The organism is Streptomyces sp. NBC_01381 (genome assembly GCF_026340305.1).
Taxonomy (GTDB): Bacteria; Actinomycetota; Actinomycetes; order Streptomycetales; family Streptomycetaceae; genus Streptomyces.
Window position 1 is genome coordinate 768488 of the sequence record NZ_JAPEPI010000002.1, and the last position, 18885, is coordinate 787372.

Genomic DNA, 18885 nt, shown 5'->3' on the forward strand with positions numbered 1-18885 from the left:
TTTCATGCCCACCGAAGACGAGCTCCTCAAGTACCTCAAGGCGGTCTCCGAGGAACTGCACGTCACGCGCGGCCGGCTGCAGGCCGTGGAGGGCCGCCGCGACGAGCCCGTGGCGATCGTCGGCATGAGCTGCCGGCTGCCCGGCGGCGTGTCGTCGCCGGACCACCTCTGGGACGTCGTCGTCAAGGGACAGGACGCGATCGGCGAGTTCCCCGCCGACCGCGGCTGGGACGTCGACGCGCTGTACGACCCCGAACCGGGAAACCCCGGCAAGACCTACACTCGCTCCGGTGGATTCCTGCACGACGCCGCCGACTTCGACCCGGCGTTCTTCGGGATCACCCCGCGCGAGGCGCAGGGCATGGACCCGCAGCAGCGCCTGATGCTCGAAGCCTCGTGGCAGGCCCTGGAGAGCGCGGGGATCAACCCGCAGACCCTCAAGGACAGCCGCACCGGAGTCTTCGCCGGTTCCTTCCACCACGACTACGACCCCGGCGGCGGCAGCGTCGGCAGCCTCGTCTCCGGACGCGTCTCCTACACCCTCGGCCTGCAGGGCCCCGCCGTCACGGTCGACACGGCATGCTCTTCGTCCCTCGTCGCGCTGCACCAGGCGGTGCGCTCGCTGCGCGACGGCGAGTCCACGCTGGCCCTGGCCGGCGGCGTGACGGTGCTCTCCACGCCCGGCGTCTTCGTCGAGTTCTCCCGCCAGCGCGGCCTCGCCGCCGACGGCCGCTGCAAGTCGTACGCCACGGCCGCGGACGGCACCGGCTGGGGCGAGGGCGTGGGCGTCCTGGTCCTTGAGCGGCTCTCGGACGCCGAGCGCAACGGCCACCGGGTCCTCGCGGTCGTCCGCGGCACCGCGGTCAACCAGGACGGCGCGTCCAACGGCCAGACTGCGCCCAACGGCCCGGCGCAGCAGCGGGTGATCCAGGACGCCCTGGCCAGTGCGCGGCTCTCCGCCGACGACGTGGACGTCGTCGAGGGACACGGCACCGGCACGACGCTCGGCGACCCGATCGAGGCGCAGGCGCTGCTTGCCACGTACGGCCAAGGGCGGGGCGAGGACCGGCCGTTGTGGCTCGGCTCGCTGAAGTCCAACATCGGTCACACGCAGGCCGCGGCGGGCGTCGCGGGCATCATCAAGATGGTGCAGGCCATACGGCACGGCGTCCTGCCGTCCACCCTGCACGTGGACGAACCCTCGCAGCACGTCGACTGGACCGAGGGCCAGGTCAGGCTTCTCACGGAGAACAGACCGTGGCCGCGGACCGACCGCCCGCGCCGGGCCGGCGTCTCGTCCTTCGGCTACAGCGGCACCAACGCACACGTGATCATCGAAGCGGCGCCGGTCGCGGAGGAAACGCCGCCGGCCGCCGATCCGGTGCGGGACGGCGGCGCCCTGCCGTGGGTCCTCTCGGGCCGGAGCGAGGCGGCGCTCGCGGAACAGGCGACCCGACTGCTCGCCCGGGTCACCGAGGGTTCCGAACTCGACCCGCGCGACGTGGCCCACTCCCTGGTGCACGGCCGGGCCACCCTGGAGCACCGCGCCGTCGTCCTCGGCGGAGACGGCTCCGAACTGGCGGCGCGCCTCGGCGAGTTGGCGGCGGGCAGCCCTGGCACGAGCGTGGTCGAGGGGCGTGCGCGGTCCGGTGCGTCTGGTGGTGCCGTGTTCGTGTTCCCGGGTCAGGGTTCGCAGTGGGTGGGTATGGCGCGTGAACTCCTGGAGTTTTCGCCGGTGTTTGCGGGGCGGATGGCGGAGTGTGCTGCCGCTTTGGATCCGTACGTGGATGGCTGGTCGCTGCTGGATGTTGTGCGGGAGGGGGATGAGGGGGCTTTCCGGCGGGTTGATGTGGTGCAGCCGGTGTTGTTCGCGGTGATGGTGTCGCTGGCCGAGTTGTGGCGGTCGCTGGGTGTGCGGCCGTCTGCGGTGGTGGGTCATTCGCAGGGTGAGATTGCGGCTGCGTGTGTCGCCGGTGGTCTGTCTTTGGATGATGCGGCGCGTGTCGTGGCGTTGCGCAGTCGCGCGATCCTGAAGTTGTCGGGTCGTGGCGGCATGGTCTCCGTACTCGCCCCCGAGGCGCAGGTCATCGGCCGTCTGTCGGACGGTCTGCAGATCGCCGTGGTGAACGGTCCCGAGCAGGTCGTGGTGTCCGGTGCTCCGGACGAGCTGGACGCACTGATGGCCGGGTGTGAGGCCGACGGGATCCAGGCGCGTCGGATCGCCGTGGATTACGCCTCGCACTCCCCGCAGGTCGAGGACTTGAAGGCCGAGCTGCTCGACGTACTCGATGGGATCGAGCCGCGTACGGGTCAAGTCCCGCTGTTCTCAACGGTGTCGGGCGAGGCGATCGACACCGCGACGATGGATGCGGAGTACTGGTTCACCAATCTCCGTCAGACCGTCCGCTTCGACGCTGCCCTCCAAAGCCTCCTGGAGGCCGGACACCGCGTCTTCGTCGAGGCCAGCCCCCACCCCGTCCTGCTCGGTGCCGTGAGCCAGAACGCCGACCACAGCCGCACCGCCGGAGTGACCGCGGTCGGCACCCTCCGTCGTGAAGAGGGCGAAGAGGCACGGCTGTTGCAGAACCTGGCCGAGCTGTTCGTGGCCGGGGTGGACGTGGACTGGTCGCCGTGGGTGGCGGGCGGGCGTCCGGTCGAGTTGCCCACGTACGCCTTCCAGCGCCGCCGGTACTGGCAGCCCGCCGCCACGACCGCCGACGTGGGGTCCGCCGGTCTGGCCGCCGTGCGGCACCCGCTGCTCGGCGCCGCCGTACGTCTCGCGGGCAGCGACGACATCGTGCTCACCGGGCGGATATCCCGGGCCACGCACCCCTGGCTCGCGGACCATGGCGTCTTCGGCACGGTGCTGCTTCCCGGAACCGCCTTCGTGGAGCTGGCACTTCGCGCGGGCGACGAGGCCGGCTGCCCGTCTTTGCGGGACCTGACGCTGCACGCCCCGCTGTCCCTGCCCGAACACGGTGAGGTCGACCTCCAGGTGCAGGTCGGAGCCGCCGACGGCAACGGCTGCCCGCTCGACATCTACTCCCGGCCCCACCGCGCCGACGGCACGGCCGAATGGACGCACCACGCCAGTGCCGTCCTCTCCGACGAGGGGGCGGTGCGGCCGGAGACCACCGGGCCCCTGTACGGCACCGCGTGGCCGCCCGCCGACGCGGAGCGCCTGGACGTGGACGCCCACTACGACACCCTTTCCGCCGCCGGTCTGGAGTACGGCCCGGCGTTCCAGGGCCTGTCCGACGTATGGCGGCTCGGCGACGAGATCCTCGCGCGGGTCACCCTGCCCGGCCGGCAGGCGGAGGAGGCCCAGCGGTTCGGGCTGCACCCCGCCCTGCTCGACGCGGCGCTCCAGGCCGCCGCGGTGGACGGCCTCGACGGGCGTACGCCGCTGCCCTTCTCCTTCGGCGCCGTCACCCTGCACGGCCGCGGCGCGAGCGAGGTGCGGGTGCGCATCGCCCCCACCGGCGCCGACACCTTCACGGTGGAGGCGGCCGACGCGTCCGGCACGCCGGTCGCCCGGATCGACTCGCTGCTCGTGCGCCCGGTGACGGCCGGGGATCTCGCCACCCCGGACAGCAGCACGGATGCGCTGCTGTCCGTCGAGTGGTCCGTGTACGAGGGCGACGCGGACGCCGGGGCGAGCGCTCCGGAAGTGACGCTCCTGAAGGCCGCCGACGCAGGGCCGGACGCCGGTGACGAGGCGACCAGGGCCCGGGTGGCGCTGCACGCGACGCTGCGCGAGATGCAGGAGTGGCTCGCGGGGGAGCGGCCCGCATCGGAACGCCTTGTCGTGCTGACCCGCCGGGCCGTGTCGACCGGCGCCGAGGAGCCCGGCTGCGCCGTCAACCTGACGCACGCGCCGGTGTGGGGTCTGGCACGGGCCGCGCGCGCGGAGAACCCCGGCCGTGTCTTCCTCATCGACGTCGACGAGGGCGTCGACGTCGACGGTGACGGTGACCTCGACGAGGGCGTTCTCCAGAGCGCGTTGCGGACCGGGCTGCCTGAACTGGCCGTCCGGGACGGAAAGTTGTACGTGCCCGTCCTGCGTCGGCAGCCGACGGAACCGGTCGCCGATGCGGCCGCGGCCCTCGGTACCGGCACCGTCCTGATCACCGGCGGTACGAGCGGGCTCGGCGCCCAGGTGGCCCGGCACGCCGCCGGGCTCGGCGCCCGGCATCTGCTGCTGCTTTCCCGGCGCGGCCCCGGCGCGGAGGGCATCGACGCGCTGCGGGACGAACTCACTGCGGCCGGCTCGCAGGTGACCGTACGCGCCTGTGACGTGGCCGACCGCGGCCAGCTGGAGCGGGCACTGCGCGATGCGGTGCCCGCCGGGCATCCGCTGACGGCCGTCGTGCACGCCGCCGGAGTGCTGCACGACGGCGTCATCGAATCGATCGACGCGGACGGCCTGGACACGGTGCTGCGGCCGAAGACCGACGCCGCCTGGCATCTGCACGAACTGACCGCGGGCGAGGACCTGTCCGCCTTCGTGGTCTTCTCCTCGCTGGCGGGCGTGCTCGGCGGAGCGGGACAGGGCAGCTACGGCGCCGCCAACGCCTTCCTCGACGCCCTGATGCGGCAGCGCCGCGGCGCCGGCCTGCCCGGCCTCTCCCTCGCCTGGGGCCTGTGGGCGGAGGCGACCGGGATGACGGGACACCTCGGCGAAGCGGACCTGGAGCGGATCAACCGCGGCGGGATCGCCGCCCTCGGCACCGAACAGGGGCTCGGGCTCCTGGACGCCGCACTCACCCGGGACGCGGACGACGCGCTGCTCCTCGCGGCCGCCCTCAACGAGCCCGTCCTGCGCACCACCGAACCGGGCCTGCTGCCCCCGCTGCTCGCCGGGCTCTTCCCGCCGCGCCGCCGTGTCGCCGTGGCCCGCTCGGGGCGGCCCGCCGGCGCCGAAGGCCGGGTGGCGCTCGACTCGCGCGACGCGGTGACCGACCGGCTGCGGTACCGCATCGCCCGCACCATGGGCTTCGGCACCGAGGAGATCGACGTCGCCGCGCCGCTCGTCGGCCAGGGCCTCGACTCCGTGATGGCCATGCAGATCCGCAGCCTGATCGAGTCGGACTTCGGCCAGGCCCTGCCGGTCGCGTCGATGTTCAACGGCGCCAGTGTCGAGAGCATCGCCGACCAGCTCATCGCGGGCGCCGGGCAGACCGTCGCGAGGGATGCCGGATCCGGCCAGGACACGGCCGAGGACGCCGAGGAGGTCGCGGAGGTCGTACGCCATCCGGCCACCCGGGACGTCGTACGGCTTCTCCGTTCCGAGCAGCACGGCACGCCGAGCGTCACCCACCACATCGGCCTCGCCGTGCGGCTCACCGCCCCGACGACCCGCGACCGCATCGGCGAGGTGATCGCCTCGCTCGCCGCACGGCACGCCGCGCTGCGCACCGCGATCGTCCAGGACGCCGACGGCGGACAGCAGTTGGAGGTACGTCGTTCCCTCGAAGGCGACCTGGTGCGCTGGTCGGCGGTGGACGAGGGCACGGACGTGGACGAGCGGCTGCGCGAGCTGATGGAGCCGCCGTTCGACCTCGCGCTCGCCCCGCTGTGGCGGTTCGAGCTGCTCGCGTACCCGTCGGGCGAGCAGGTGCTCGTCTTCGGCGCGCACCACGCTGTCTCCGACCTGGCCTCGTTGATGCTGGTGGCGCACGGCCTCGGCGCAGGGCTCGGCGGCACCGAGCCGCCCGCCGCCGTCACCAACCGCGACATCGACCTGCTGCTGCGGGCGCAGGCCGCGCGCCCGGCGGACGAGCGAAGCCCCGCCGCCGACTGGCGTGCGGACTTCGCGGGGGCCGGGCGCCTCGACCTGGAGCTGGCCGGGCCGCGGCCCGCGGAGCGGTCGTTCCGCTCGGCCATGCATCTGGCAGACCTGCCGCAGGACCTCCAGGAGCGGGTGGCCGCACGGGCGAACCGCCTCGGCATCACACCGGCCGCCTTCTGGCTCGGCGTCCTGACGGTGCACCTCGCCCGGGTGCGTGACCGGAACAGGTTCGTCCTCGCGGTCCCCGTCGACACCCGGCTGCATGTGAACGCGCTCGACGCGGTCGGCTACTTCGGTCTGCCCATTCCGTACGCCGCACAGGTGGAGACGGGGGAGTCCGCCGTCGACGTCCTTCGACGCACCGACAGCCGGCTCAGCCGGGTCCTGGAGCGCGGCGTCACGTTCTTCGACGCGATGTCCGCCCTCGTCCAGGAAGGCCTGTACCGCAAGGACGCGCCGCTCGTGGAGGTCTACTTCAACTACATGCCGCCGCAGGCGGGTGCCGCGGAGGGCCTGCGGATCGTCCCGGCGGGCACCGGACACTCCGACCTCGACCTGATGGTCACGGTGATGCCGGGCCTCGGGAAGGTCGGCCTTGAGTACAACGTCGACGTCCTCGACGAGGCGAGCTGCGCGGACCTCGGCCGTGACTTCCTCGCACTGGCCGCCGAGATCGCCGACGCGCCCGACACGTTCGTCGCGCTGCCGGAAGGATCACCTGTGGTGGCCTCCGAGCCCGAACCTGCGGTCAGCAGCGGCCAGATCGCCGTCGCCGCCACCTTCGCCCTCGGCAACCTCCCGGCGATGCTGTCCGTCGCGCTGGAGGACACCGGAGTCGACGGCGGCCCCTTCGAGGTGGCAGAGGCGCCGTACCACCAGGTCCTGGCGAGCCTGCACGACCCGGGCAGCGTCCTCGCCCAGCCGTCGACCGCCGCGGGCCTTGTCCTGCTGCGGCCCTGCGACCTGACGCGCTTCGCGGACGGGGACGGGGGCAGCGGACTTCTCGACCAGCTCGCCGACGAGTACCCGGCCGCCCTGCGCGCCCTCGCCGACCGCACCCGCAAGCCGCTCGTCGTGGCCTTCCTGCCGGAGCGCTCCGACGACGAACGGCTGCGCGCCTGGGAGCGGAAGGTGACCGAACAGCTCGAGGACCGGCCGGGCATCGCCGTACTGCCGTCGGACTCGTGGGGCGACGACGAGTACCCGGTGGACGACGTGTTCGACGCGCACACCGACGACATCGCCCATCTGCCGTTCCAGGACGAGTTCCAGGCCGTCGTCGCGCTGCGCCTGGCCGACACCGTCTGGAACATCCGCCGCCGCGCCCCCAAGGTGATCGTCGTCGACGGCGACGAGACGCTGTGGAGCGGCGTGGCCGGTGAGATCGGCCCCGACAACGTCGACTTCGGCGGGGCCCGCTCGCTGCTCGCCCGGCGGCTGCTGCAGTGGCGGGAGGCCGGCGTACTGCTCGCCCTGGTCTCCAACAACGACGAGGAGACGGTGTACCGCATCCTCGACCGGCCCGAAAGCCCGCTGCGCCGCGAGCACTTCGCGGCGATCTCCGCGGCGTGGGAGCCGAAGTGGACCCGGATCGTGAAGATCGCCGAGGAGCTGCGGCTCGGTCTCGACAGCTTCCTGTTCCTCGACGACAACCCCGTAGAGATCGCCGGGGTGCGCACCCAGCTGCCCGAGGTGCTCTGCGTCACCTGCCCGGGCGCCGGTGAACTCGGCGACTTCGTAGGCCGGTTGTGGCCGGTGGTGCCGCGCGCGGCGACGGCGGAGGACGCCGCCCGTGCCGCGTTCTACCAGCAGGAGCAGGTGCGCGACGAGGCCCGCGCGCAGATGAGCTTCGCGCAGTTCCTGGCCGACCTCCAGCTCGAACTCGACATCGAGCCGGTCTCCGCTCAGACGGCGGAGCGGACGATCCAACTGAGCCGCCGCACCAACCAGTTCAACCTGCGGCCCCGTCCCCTGGACGCGGCCGAACTGGAGCGGCTCGGCAAGGAGGGCGAGGTGTGGACGGCGACCGCGCGCGACCGGTTCGGCGCGTACGGACAGATCGGCGTCCTGGCCGTCGAACCGCACGGCGACGCACTCGAAGTGGTGGCCTGGATGATGAGCTGCCGCGTGCTCGGCCGCGGCGTGGAGGACCGGCTGCTGCAGTGGCTGGCCGACCGGGCCGAGGCCAACGGGTGCCGCACGGTGCGCCTCATAGCCGACAACACGCCCCGCAACATCCCCGCGCGTCGCCTGGTCTCGAGGCTCGGCGGCGGCGAGGTCGAGGCACCGCGCCTGGAGACGACGGTGGCGTTGGCGCAACTCCGGGAGTTCCGTTCCTGGAACCCCGGATCGGAAATCGCAGCGGAGGTCAGCAATGTCTGAGGCGGGCAGCGGCACAAGCCGCAACCGCAGTGTCAACCGTCGGCCCGAGGAAGAGGTGATCGAACGGCGCGGCCCGGGCCGCGCCCAGGCCTCCGACCTCCTGGCCCGCTTCCGCAGGCCGGCGGGGACCGCCGCGGCGGGGCCGAAGGCGAGCGGGGGCTCGACGGCGAGCGAGGGCCTGATGGCGGGCGATGACTTGAAGGTGAGCGGGGGTCCGACGGGCACCGGCCCGACGGCGACCGACGGCTTGACGGCGGGCGATGGCCTGATGGCGAGTGACGGCTCGACGGCCACCGACGGCTCGACAACGAGCGGGCGCTTGAAGGCGACCGCTGGCTCGACGGCGAGCGAGGGCTTGATGGTGAGCGAGGGCTTGATGGTGAGCGAGGGCCTGAAGGTGAGCGAGGGTTCGACGGCCACCGGCTCGACGACGACCGACGGCTTGATGGCGAGCGATGGTCTGATGGCGAGTGACGGCTCGACGGCGACCGACGGCTTGATGGCGAGCGATGGTCTGATGGCGAGTGACGGCTCGACGGCCACCGACGGCTCGACAGCGAGCGGGCGCTTGAAGGCGACCGCTGGCTCGACGGCGAGCGATGGTCTGAAGGTGAGCGACGGCTCGACGGCAGCCGACGGCTCGACAGCGAGCGGGGGCTCGAAGGCGAGCCATGGCCCGACGGCCACCGGGAGCTCGATGGCCACCGAGGCCACGGGACACCGCAGCGTCGAACAGCTCGCCGCGGACATCGCGGCGCGCGCCGCCCGTTTCCTGCCGGGCAGCACGACGGACATTGGCACCGACCTGTTCGACGCCGGGCTCTCGTCGGTCGACGCCGTCGAACTCGTCGCACTGATGGCCCGCGAACTGGGCGTAAGCGTCAGCCTCGACGACGTCTTCGCGGACGCCCGCCCCCGCCGCATCGCCCAGCGCTGGGCCGAGGCGGCAGGACTGCCCGTTGAGGCGGCGGGCAGCGCGCCCGCGGCACCGGCGGTCACCGCACCCGCGGCCACTGCGGCACCGGCGGTCACCGCACCCGCGGCCACCGCCGCACCGGCGGCCACCGCACCCGCGCCCACCGCCGCACCGCCGACGATCGAGCCGACCACCACCATCGTCGCCGCCGCTCCGCGTGCCGAAGGCCTGCACGAGGACCTGGAGATGATCCTGGCCGACCTCGCGCTTGCCGACCGGCTGCCCTTCAGCCGGCAGGCCGATGCCGTGGTCCCGCGCCGGATCCTGCTCACCGGGGCCACCGGCTACCTCGGCAGCCACATGCTGCTCGACCTGCTGCGGCAGGGGGACGCCCATGTCGTGTGCCTGGTGCGCGGCGCGGACGACGCGGCCGCCGAACGGCGCCTCGCCGACGCCCTGGCCAGCTTCGACCAGCCGTGGTCGTCCGAGGTGCGGCGGCGGGTCACGGTGCTCGCCGCCGACCTGCGGCAGCCGCGCCTCGGCCTGACGCAGGACCGCTGGGAGAGCCTGGCCCAGGACATCGACTCCATCGTCAACGTGGCCGCCGCGGTCGACTTCCTGCGCGGCTACCCCTCGCTGCGGCAGACCAATGTGATCGGCCCGCTGGTCCTCGCGGAGCTGGCGATGACCGGGCGGACCAAGCCGCTGCACCACATCTCGTCCGTCGCCGTGTTCAACGAGGTCGGCATCGAGAAGATGGGCGAGGACGACCCGGTCGCCCACATCGACCGGCTCTTCGCGGGCTACGACAAGTCGAAGTGGGCCGCCGAGGCCGTACTGCGGCGGGCCCGCGAACACGGCCTGACCGTGACGTTCCTGCGCCCCGGCGCCATCGGCGGCCACACCCGCACCGGCGTCTACAACCCGCGCGACCTCAGCACCGGCCTGATCGGGGCGTTCTCCCGCTACCGGACCGTGCCCGCCTTCAAGTTCATGAACCTGGCGCCGGTCGACTGGATCAGCCGCACCGCGGCCGCGGTCGTCTTCGACCCCAAGGCGTGGGGCCAGAACTACAACTTGACCGGCCGCGCCGAGACGCTGCCCGAACTGGTCAAGGACATGAAGCTGGCCGGGATGAACGTGCGCGTGGCCGGCTGGCAGGACTGGCGCGACGACCTGCTGCGCCGGCACGCCGCGGAGCCGGTGCCGGAGCTCGACTTCCTGATCCGGATCCTGAGCAGCCCCACCGCGATGAAGCTGTTCGAGGCGCTGATGTTCGGCCCCGAGGCCGGCTCTGAGCGCACCGAGGCGTTCCTTGCCAGGCACCGGCTCCCGATGGCCGAACGGTACGGCTCCCAGGCCCAGTTGAAGGCCTTCGAGCGGATGGCGAAGGACGGCATCGCGCGGCTGCCCAGCCGTGAGGACCCGCCCTACCTGTCGTTCCGCGAGCGTACGAAGGGTCATGTCGGCCCGGTCGGCGAGGACCGCGACACCAAGTGCCGGATGGCGCTCACGCTGTCCATCGCGAGCATGTATCAGGTCGTACGGCACCGGAAGATCGACGTACGCGGCGAGGTGACCTGCGAGCGGCTGCACCCGGAGCCGCTGACGGTGGCGGCGGGCGAGATCTGGGTCCGCCCCGACGAGGGCGTCCCGCTGCAGCACGGCAGCGACCATCCGCTGCTCCGCTACCGCCTTGTCCTCGTCGACAGGGACGGCGGCCGCTGGTGGCTTGAGGGCTGGAAGACGGCCCGCGCGAGCCGCGACTTCTGGAAGCAGACCCGGACCATCGACGTCACCATCGGCCGCGAGGGCGAGCCCGCGAGCCTGGCCGGTGTCGTCAAGGTGCCCGCCAAGAGCTATGTCCCGGACCAGATCGACGGGATCCGCGTCGACCCGAAGCTGACGCCGCAGGAGCAGCGGCTCGCCAAGCTGGCGTGGCTCTCGTGGTTCTTCGTCCAGGTGGGCATGGGGCTCGCGGAGCCGACCCTGCGCGCGGGCGCCGAACTCCTCGACCTGCGCAAGGACGCGATCGACCGGGACAAGGGCAAGCTGGAACGCAAGATCAGGAAGCTGATGATCAAGAGGGAGCAGACCCGATGACGCTGAGCCCGATGGCGCTGAGGCCACTCCACTCCGCATTCGGCGACAGGGTCGAGCAGATCCCCTTCACCGCGTCCGACGGCACGGAGCTCGGCCTGTGCCGGATCGCTCCGGAGGACGGCTCCACCGACCGCCCGGCCGTGCTCGTCCTGCATGGACTCACCGCGTCGGCCGACATGTTCACGCTGCCCGAGACCCGCAACCTGGTCGATGTGCTGCTGGACGCGGGCTACGAGCCCTGGCTGCTCGACTGGCGCGGCAGCTGCCGGCTTCCGTACAACGAGGGCCGGGTGCGCTACAGCTTCGACGACGTGGCGCTCTACGACATACCGGAGGCCGTGTCGCTGATCAAGGAGCGGATCGAGGGCCGTGATCTGCTGGTCGTCGCGCACTGCATCGGCGCGATGTGCCTGTCGATGAGCATGGCGGCCGGGCTTGTGCCGGGCCTCGCCGGAGTCGTCGCGCAGGGCGTCTTCCTCACCCCGAAGATGTCCTGGAAGACGCGGGCGCGGCTGCACTTCGGCGGGGAGCTGCTGCGGTCCCGCTTCGTCAACATCCCCACCGACTTCAAGAAGGTGGGCCTGTGGTCGAAGCACTCGCTGATCTTCGCGGAGGTCTCGCTGGGCGCCGAGTGCAAGGACCCCAACTGCCAGATCCTGCACAACGACTCGTGGGGCGTGGGCGGTTCACTCTTCGAGCACGACAATCTCCACGACGTCACCCACGACCGTCTCGCCGATCTGTACGGCACGGTGCCGATGTGGATCCTGCCGCATCTGCGCGGCATCGAACTGGCCCACACCATGCTGCGGTTCAACGACGCCGACGGCCGCTACGACGCGCTCCCGAAGAACGCGCTCGACAACGCGGGCAAGTACGAGGCGCCGCTCCTTCTGCTCTCGGGCAGCGACAACCGCTTCTGGTACGACTCCAACAAGCTCTGCCACGAGGTGCTTTCGAGCCGCTACCCGGACATGGACGTCCGCTATGTCGAGGTGCCGGGCTACGGCCACCTCGACACGTTCATCGGCCGTAACGCGGCCTTGGACGTGTTCGGCCACATCGTCGACTTCCTCGACGAGTGCCGGAGCGTGAACGCCGCAAGGTGACGTCAACGGCCCCCGTCGCCCGGCTGTCATGCCGGGCGGCGGGGGCCGTCGTGGTCCGCGTCAGGCGAACGTCACCCGCGCCACCGGATCGAGCAGCCCGTCATCGAGCAGCGCCCGGCAGCGGAACCGCTGGATCTTCCCGCTCGGCGTCTTCGGCAGCACGCCGCGCGCCAGGAACAGACACTCGGCGATGGCGACCCCGGCCCGGTCCATCGCCAGGACGCCGCCTCCTCCGCGATCGGCCGGAAGTCCCGCGGGTCGCCCTGCGGCTCCAGCATCAGCACGAGCCGCGTCATGCCCGAATCGCCCGCGCCGACGACCGCCTCAGCGAGTCGACCGCCGACTCGATCTCCAAGGCGTAGACCTTCCGCCCGCCCACGCTCGGCGACGCCACCTCGATCTCGGCGATCGTGCCGGAGTCGCCCGCCCACACCGAAACCCCCGGGCAGGGGCAGCACCCGAAAATTCAGTCCGCTGAGCTCTGGCCCTTTTCGGCGCCTTCGGTCGGTTCCCAGTACTTCACGGAATCGACTTTCGTCGCAAGGAAGTTCCCGAAGTGGAGGAAATACGTCGAGATCAGGCGGTCGTGCTGGGTGGTGAGTGATTTCGTGGTGGTGGTGAACATGTTGAGATACAGGGCGGCGATAAAATTGGCATCGATGTTCCGTGCGAGCAGATAAAGTGTGACGCCCGCAATGACGAAGCCGCCGGTAATGCAGCCGATGCCCGCGAGGCGTAGGCTCGCAGGATGGGCGATTGCCGCTGTACGGCAAGCAGTTCCAGATCGTCATCGATGCCTTGAATGTCAATGTCCAAGGCTCGAGTGGAGGCGAACACTGCCCCAATGACGCCGAACAGAACGCCGTACGTTGTGCCGAAGGCCGCGGCGATGGATCCGCCGCATGAATCCGTGACGCCCAAGTAAATGGCAAGGCTCAGGAACAGGAGTCCTGAATACCTTTCCCTTTCTTGGACTGGAAAGACTTCATTCGGCTGCCTTATTCGCGGTTGGGTGCGCCAATCGAGTCACGCTCTCGGCACCCTCTGAACTTCGGCGCTCTCCGGATGTCGAGAACGTGCCACCGGCTCCGTCCCAGGGACATCAGCGGCCACCACCGGCCGGACGAGGAAGAAGGAGAAGCCAGCATGGCGATTCAGCGGATGGACAACGTCGGCATCGTCGTCGAGGACATGGACGCCGCCATCGCGTTCTTCGAGGAACTCGGCATGGAGCTGGAGGGCAGGGCGGAGGTCAAGGGCCTCGTCGCCGACCAGTGCACCGGACTCGACGGCGTCCACTGCGACATCGCGATGCTCCGGACCCCGGACGGCCACAGCCGGCTCGAACTGTCGAAGTACCGCAGCCCCGCGGCGATCAGCACCGGTCCGCGCAACAAGCCGCACAACATCCTGGGCACGCACCGCGTCATGTTCGCCGTCGACGACCTCGAGAACACCATTGCCCGCCTGCGCCCCCACGGCGCCGAACTCGTCGGCGAGATCGCCCGGTTCGAGGACAGCTATCTGCTCTGCTACCTCCGCGGCCCGGAGGGCATCATCGTCGGACTGGCGGAGCAACTGCGCTGAGAAGAAGGAACCGCATCCACCTCCACATACGCCAAGACCCCGTCCTCAGCGAAACCGCTGATGGCGGGGTCTTCGGGCACCTCATACAAGGTGCCCCCGGCAGGATTCGAACCTGCGCACACGGCTCCGGAGGGCATGCCTCAAGACGGTGGAGAAGGCCAGTTGACCTGCAAGTCCTCCGCAAGGTGCCCGATCGTGCGCTGATCTCTATCGCATACCGTGCGCACGCCATCCTCAGCCAGGCTGGTCGGCAGGCACCCCAGCGCGCCGGCTGCTGCCGACGTCTCGCACACTTTGCCCACGAAGCCGCGGGTCGCGGGAGCCCTCGCTGCCGGGGGCAGTTGCCTGTTGGGCCCGCAATGCTGTCTGTCGCGACTCAAGCGTCTCAATGCAGGTCAGGAGGGGCGAGGCTGAGCGGCGCATCGCGACTCAGTACCTAGGATCCGTTCGTGGCAGAGGCCTCCGAAGATCTGATCAAGCTGGAACGTTCCGCCGAGGAAGAGCGTGCCAAGCTCGCGGGTCTGGACGGGGAGGAACGCGCGGCGCAGTGGCGCCGCTGGTACGACGCAGCTGTCGTCTTCCAGGCGGGTTACGGCCCACGCCGAAGCGACCGGACAGCCGCAGCACGAGGTTGAGCAGGTTGTGAAGAATGCCGTCCGGCCACTCCGCCGAGGACCCTGCCGAGTAGTCGCTCTACACGGCCTATGGTTCAGGCGCCTGGGGCTGTTTGCCAGAGGTGATCCCCTTAAGGGGATGTTCCTGCGGTGTGTCGTCAGGAGGCAGACAGAAGTTCGTGATCACGCCCCGCGCGGCATCGAGAGCCGCGAGACTGTGCCCGGCATAGCCGCGCCTTGAGGAGGTCCCGTGATCCCGGCATCCGTTCCTGCCGAAGTCGTCTACACCAACCGCCACGGCGTTACCCAAACAGTGCCCGTGCACGCGTGGGACGACGACGGGTATGCCGTGGCCTTGTGGAGAGGTGCGTTGCAGCGCGCACAGTCCATAGAGGGCTTCAAAGAGGTCCGTGAGCGGCGCGAGATCATCGGCGTCGTTCCGGGAGGCGGCTGGATGATCGAGTGGCAGGTTGACGGTGAGGAGGCGGCGTTCGCCGACCCTGTCGTTGCCTGGGTCGTCTACTCGGACGGGCAGGCCGTTCCTATCGACACCGATTCTGCGGGTGAAGCATTTCCGGTCACTTCGAGCTCTGATTGGCGGGTGTATCACCCCGACGCAGCCCCTCACAGCCCTGCGCCGAGCGACGAAGGAAAGCATGCCTGACCTGCACCGAGGGAAAGCAGCTCGGACAAGACGAGCTTCTCGTGCCACTGTCAACGCATGGATAACGTGCGACGGATCTACCAGCAATCCGAGAAGCGTCACATACCCCGCCGAGCCTGCCCCGACTGTGGCAAGCCAGTAGCGGGACGATGGAGAGCGCACCAGGGCCTGAGTGCCGAGCTCGATCCGGAGGGCGACGTCAGCTGGCGTTGCCCCGGCGAGCAATGCCTGATGGGCAAGGAAGGCTTCTGACAGCAGAGCGCCCCACCTTTGGCATCGCGAGGGTGGGGCGTCGCTGCGCAGCCGACAGCCAGCATGGCCGAGGCAGGTTAGGCGGCCGACCTCTTGGCCCATTGCTCAACGACGAAGTCGGCACCTTCAGGGGTGGCGTAGGCCACCTCGTAGGAGACCTTGCCGTTGCTTTCTACCTTGACCGCGAAGTAGCCAGACGTCTGGTACATGCGCCGTGGCATGTTCTGGTTCGAGCCGAACTTAGAGCGCTGCTTTCGGTAGACGCCCAGATCGACTAGCCAGTTCGTCATGCCCGTTACCGGCATGTCGAGCATGTCGGCGATGGCGGTCATGCCGATCAGGCCCTCGGCGTTCATGAACTGGTCCCACTTGGTGGCCTTAGGCGCGAGGACCTTGTTCTCGGCATCTAGAGCCTTGTTCTCGCGCACCTTGTCCAGCAGGGCGACGAGCGCTTCCTCATAGTCCTGCGGAAGTGCCGGGGCGGCGACGGCCGCAGTCTCCGCCTTGCGCGTCTGCACAGCGAAGTACGTCTGGGCTGCTGCAACCTCCGGCTTCCGTGGGTCGCCGTTCATGGCGACCATGTACGCGCCGTACCGGGTCAGCTTGTAGTTCAGACGCCTGACCGCTGCGGCGTTACTCCGGGGGCGCACCACTTCGGGGCGCTCCGAAGCGTGCAGGTCAGAGGTCTGCCCACTGTTCTCGATAGCGACGCGCGCCCGTTCGATGGAGTTCCGGAAGTCCTCCCAGCCGATGTACCCGAGGAGGGGCTGCAGGTCACGGGCTGACCACCACTCACCGTGCTCGTCTTCTCGACGAATCTGGTCGAATGGACTAGACCCCCCGCTGTCGCCAGCAGGTATGGACGCGTTACTGTGGAACTGATCCAAGGTGTAACTCCTTGATCCGTAGCCCTCGGCGGACTCACATTCCGCGCGAGGGCTGATCTTTGTCCCGAAGCCGACCGGCACATGCGAATCGGCTAGCCGAGAAGTCTACGCTCCGCCACTGACAACGAGTTGGCGCTTGCGGGGGCGGAAGCGGCAGACGGGGAGCGCGGGTCGGGAATCGCGCTCCCTCGACATGGGCGGAATGTCCCGCTCCATGACTGAACATTACGCCTGGTCCTCTGTCCTGAAACCGGGTTCGACGGCACCGGTTCGATCATTTCCGATTAGACTCGAACAGGCGTCCGATCGGCTGCAGTCGTCGCGTCTGGAGAAGCTCCGCATCGTCCGCAGCTTCCTCGTCCTTCAGCTCGACCAGATCGACTGACGGATCGCGCAGGAGCAGCAGCGGCAGGCTGAACGGCCCCGCGGCGAGGCGGCTCGTCCGCCGGGCGCCAGAGTGCCTCATCAAGCAGGGCCTTGACGGATGGGCCCCTGTATATGTGCATGTTGGCGGCTGCCACAAAGCGGGGAAGCGGTCGAAGGGCGTCACGCGCGAGCAGGCGTGGCGAGCCCTCTCAGTCGATCGGGTCGACTCGTGTCCACACTGCCGGCCAGACGCGACCCTCGGCGTGCTGGAGTGACGAGCAAGCTGCAGTTCCTCCTTTCCCGCTTTCGCCACGCAGTGTCACACACCGATCTACGATGAGCGAACATTGTCGGCAGATTCGAGGGTGATGAATGCCGGACGAATTGCAGATCCAAGTTCCTGGGTGTGACACGCTAGCCCCGGCGACAAAAGGCGCATTCCATCAGAAAGTGACTGAATATGGGCAATTGCTATTCAGTGAGTCGGAGCGTTTGGAGTCGATCAACCGGTCGCATAATGGGCCGGCGCAAATTACCGTGACGGACGTGGATGACGCTAACACCATGCTGCGGCGAGGGCGCGTTTCACTTAAGAGGGACTACACCGCAGTCATCTTGAATGGCTCCTCGGCTTTAACTGCCCTTCTTGCGGGTTACTTTGTTAATCACGCCGACAAGCCCTGGGGTGTCATAGGGCTTGCCATTTGTGCCGCCATTACGGTCGGATGCGTAACTGTGGGGTATATGCGATGAACGATGGAGAAGAGTTCGTTGCAATCGGATTCTCCCCTGCCGCAGAACTAGCAGTCGAAGAAGCGGTCGAGGAGTTCGAGAATAATCTTCGACAAAAAGCTGCGATTGCTGCTGCATCCGAAGGTAACCCTACAACTATCGCTAATGCACGACATGTTGCCGAGGCCACTGCCCAGCTCATGGCGGAGCTAGGTGACCCCAAGGGACGTAAAGCAGAAATCGCACTATTCCAGAAATCCCTCTGGGTTGCGATGGGCATCATTGCCGCAGCGGGCTTCATCGTCTTCGCCATAGCTGGCACCGGGCAACCCTGGGGCGAGCCCTGGACAACCGAGAAAGTGCAACTCTTCTCCACTGGCTTTCTGGTCGGTCCAATGGTGGGTCTGATAATGAACTCACTTCAGAAGCCGCTGATGCTCATCATGGAGCCGATAATCAAAAGGAGCAGGAGAACGGAGATTCGTCCTTCCTTTAGTGTCTTCATGGCGGAAGTTACCGCACTGGAAATCTCTATTCGGTCGCGAATGAGTGAAACTTTTGGTGAATCCAGGGCTGACCAATCGTTGTCTGACCTAGTCGATCGTTTCTCGCGTGCTGCCCGCCTGTCGAGTGATGATCATGAGGCCCTACGTGCGGTTCTTGCCATGCGGAACAAGGTGACTCATGGGCGATATTCGGCAATTTCTCCTGCCGACCTTACCCAAGCGACAAACGACGCACGCCGACTCTCCAGTAAGTTTCGATCGATAGCTTTGAATAAGGCTGTCTGATCTGTAGGCGGGGCGGAATATCCGCTTGTAGCAGAGGGCTGCGGTAGGTGGAGCTCCGCCCCCAGGAAGATCCCGTGACCTGCAAACACGAGACCCGGACACTCCGTCCGGTGTCTCTTCCGCGTGGGCCCATCAAGCTCGTACTAGCGGAGACGAAGCACCAGGGTGCTACCCGCCCCTTGGCCGGCTATGTACCGTGAAACACGCCCCTACCAGCAGCAGGAGGCAGCCCCCATGCGTGGTCTTGGAGATCACCTCAGCATCGGCGAGCGCGTCGCGTTCTACCGGAAGCGGCGCGGCTACACGCAAGAGGTGCTGGCCGGACTGGTCGGCCGTAGCACTGACTGGCTCGCGAAGGCAGAGACAAGCCGCAGGAAGCCGCCACGAATCGACATGCTCGCGGAACTGGCGCGCATCCTGCGTGTGCCACTTGGCGACCTGCTCGGACAGACTCTCCTAGTAGAGGATGAGAAGCACCAGGACGACGTACCGGCCGTACGTGATGCGCTTATGAGCCCCCGGCGTCTCTCGCGCCTGCTCTTCGGGCCTGAGGCGGACGTCAACTCCCCACACCTGCTCCTGTGGCGGTGCGTGTGGAGCACGCGTGGAACGACTACCAGTGCGGTCGGCTCGGCAACGTGATCGCGGCCCAGATTGCTGAACCTCGCGTCTACTTGGGCTCGGATCTTGC

At 68.9% G+C, this 18885-nt stretch carries 14 protein-coding genes; 9 read left to right on the top strand and 5 right to left on the bottom strand.

Annotation, left to right across the window (positions count from 1 at the left end):
* Positions 1–4 precede the first annotated feature (4 nt).
* Genes OG453_RS25210 through OG453_RS25220 form a run of 3 tightly spaced genes read left to right on the top strand, consistent with a single transcriptional unit; the run spans position 5 to position 12301 of the window.
* Positions 5–8173, top strand: a complete 8169-nt coding sequence (locus OG453_RS25210) for a type I polyketide synthase (RefSeq protein ID WP_266870750.1) — start codon at positions 5–7, stop codon at positions 8171–8173.
* The gene (locus OG453_RS25215; protein WP_266870751.1) at positions 8166–11192 is read left to right on the top strand and encodes a thioester reductase domain-containing protein; all 3027 of its coding nucleotides are present in this window, start codon (positions 8166–8168) and stop codon (positions 11190–11192) included. Before OG453_RS25210 ends, OG453_RS25215 begins: the two co-directional genes overlap by 8 nt.
* Positions 11189–12301: an alpha/beta fold hydrolase gene (locus OG453_RS25220; protein ID WP_266870752.1), complete on the top strand. Its 1113-nt coding sequence runs from the start codon at positions 11189–11191 to the stop codon at positions 12299–12301. Before OG453_RS25215 ends, OG453_RS25220 begins: the two co-directional genes overlap by 4 nt.
* Positions 12302–12361: 60 nt before the next feature.
* Here the strand turns inward: OG453_RS25220 and OG453_RS25225 are convergent, their stop codons facing one another.
* The 3 genes from OG453_RS25225 to OG453_RS25235 all read right to left on the bottom strand — a co-directional run bounded on the left by OG453_RS25225 (position 12362) and on the right by OG453_RS25235 (position 12926).
* Complete coding sequence (locus OG453_RS25225) at positions 12362–12514, bottom strand: hypothetical protein (protein WP_266870753.1); 153 nt, start codon at positions 12512–12514, stop codon at positions 12362–12364.
* A 79-nt stretch (positions 12515–12593) separates the two neighbouring features.
* Entirely contained in the window at positions 12594–12734 is a 141-nt protein-coding gene (locus OG453_RS25230) for a hypothetical protein (protein ID WP_266870754.1), read from the bottom strand.
* 33 nt (positions 12735–12767) lie between these two features.
* A complete protein-coding gene (locus OG453_RS25235) occupies positions 12768–12926 on the bottom strand; it encodes a hypothetical protein (protein WP_266870755.1) in 159 nt (52 codons plus the stop codon).
* A gap of 521 nt (positions 12927–13447) precedes the next feature.
* Here OG453_RS25235 and OG453_RS25240 point away from each other — a divergent pair.
* The 3 genes from OG453_RS25240 (at position 13448) to OG453_RS25250 (ending at position 15166) form a co-directional block, all read left to right on the top strand.
* Positions 13448–13888 (top strand): VOC family protein, encoded by a 441-nt coding sequence (locus tag OG453_RS25240; RefSeq protein WP_266870756.1) that lies wholly within the window; start codon positions 13448–13450, stop codon positions 13886–13888.
* Between the two features lie 449 nt (positions 13889–14337).
* Complete coding sequence (locus OG453_RS25245) at positions 14338–14523, top strand: hypothetical protein (protein ID WP_266870757.1); 186 nt, start codon at positions 14338–14340, stop codon at positions 14521–14523.
* A 229-nt stretch (positions 14524–14752) separates the two neighbouring features.
* On the top strand, positions 14753–15166 hold the full coding sequence (locus OG453_RS25250) for a hypothetical protein (RefSeq protein WP_266870758.1): 414 nt from the start codon (positions 14753–14755) through the stop codon (positions 15164–15166).
* A gap of 329 nt (positions 15167–15495) precedes the next feature.
* Here OG453_RS25250 and OG453_RS25255 read toward each other — a convergent pair whose 3' ends face one another.
* Positions 15496–16305: a phage antirepressor KilAC domain-containing protein gene (locus OG453_RS25255; RefSeq protein ID WP_266870759.1), complete on the bottom strand. Its 810-nt coding sequence runs from the start codon at positions 16303–16305 to the stop codon at positions 15496–15498.
* A 274-nt stretch (positions 16306–16579) separates the two neighbouring features.
* The gene (locus OG453_RS25260; protein ID WP_266870760.1) at positions 16580–16771 is read right to left on the bottom strand and encodes a hypothetical protein; all 192 of its coding nucleotides are present in this window, start codon (positions 16769–16771) and stop codon (positions 16580–16582) included.
* A 34-nt stretch (positions 16772–16805) separates the two neighbouring features.
* Here OG453_RS25260 and OG453_RS25265 point away from each other — a divergent pair, with 34 nt between their 5' ends.
* The 3 genes from OG453_RS25265 (at position 16806) to OG453_RS25275 (ending at position 18836) form a co-directional block, all read left to right on the top strand.
* Complete coding sequence (locus OG453_RS25265) at positions 16806–16946, top strand: DUF6233 domain-containing protein (RefSeq protein WP_266870761.1); 141 nt, start codon at positions 16806–16808, stop codon at positions 16944–16946.
* A 474-nt stretch (positions 16947–17420) separates the two neighbouring features.
* Positions 17421–18194 carry a hypothetical protein gene (locus OG453_RS25270; RefSeq protein WP_266870762.1) on the top strand — a complete coding sequence of 258 codons (774 nt, stop codon included), beginning with the start codon at positions 17421–17423 and terminating at the stop codon, positions 18192–18194.
* A gap of 234 nt (positions 18195–18428) precedes the next feature.
* The gene (locus OG453_RS25275) at positions 18429–18836 is read left to right on the top strand and encodes a helix-turn-helix domain-containing protein (RefSeq protein WP_266870763.1); all 408 of its coding nucleotides are present in this window, start codon (positions 18429–18431) and stop codon (positions 18834–18836) included.
* The last annotated feature ends 49 nt before the right edge of the window (positions 18837–18885 follow it).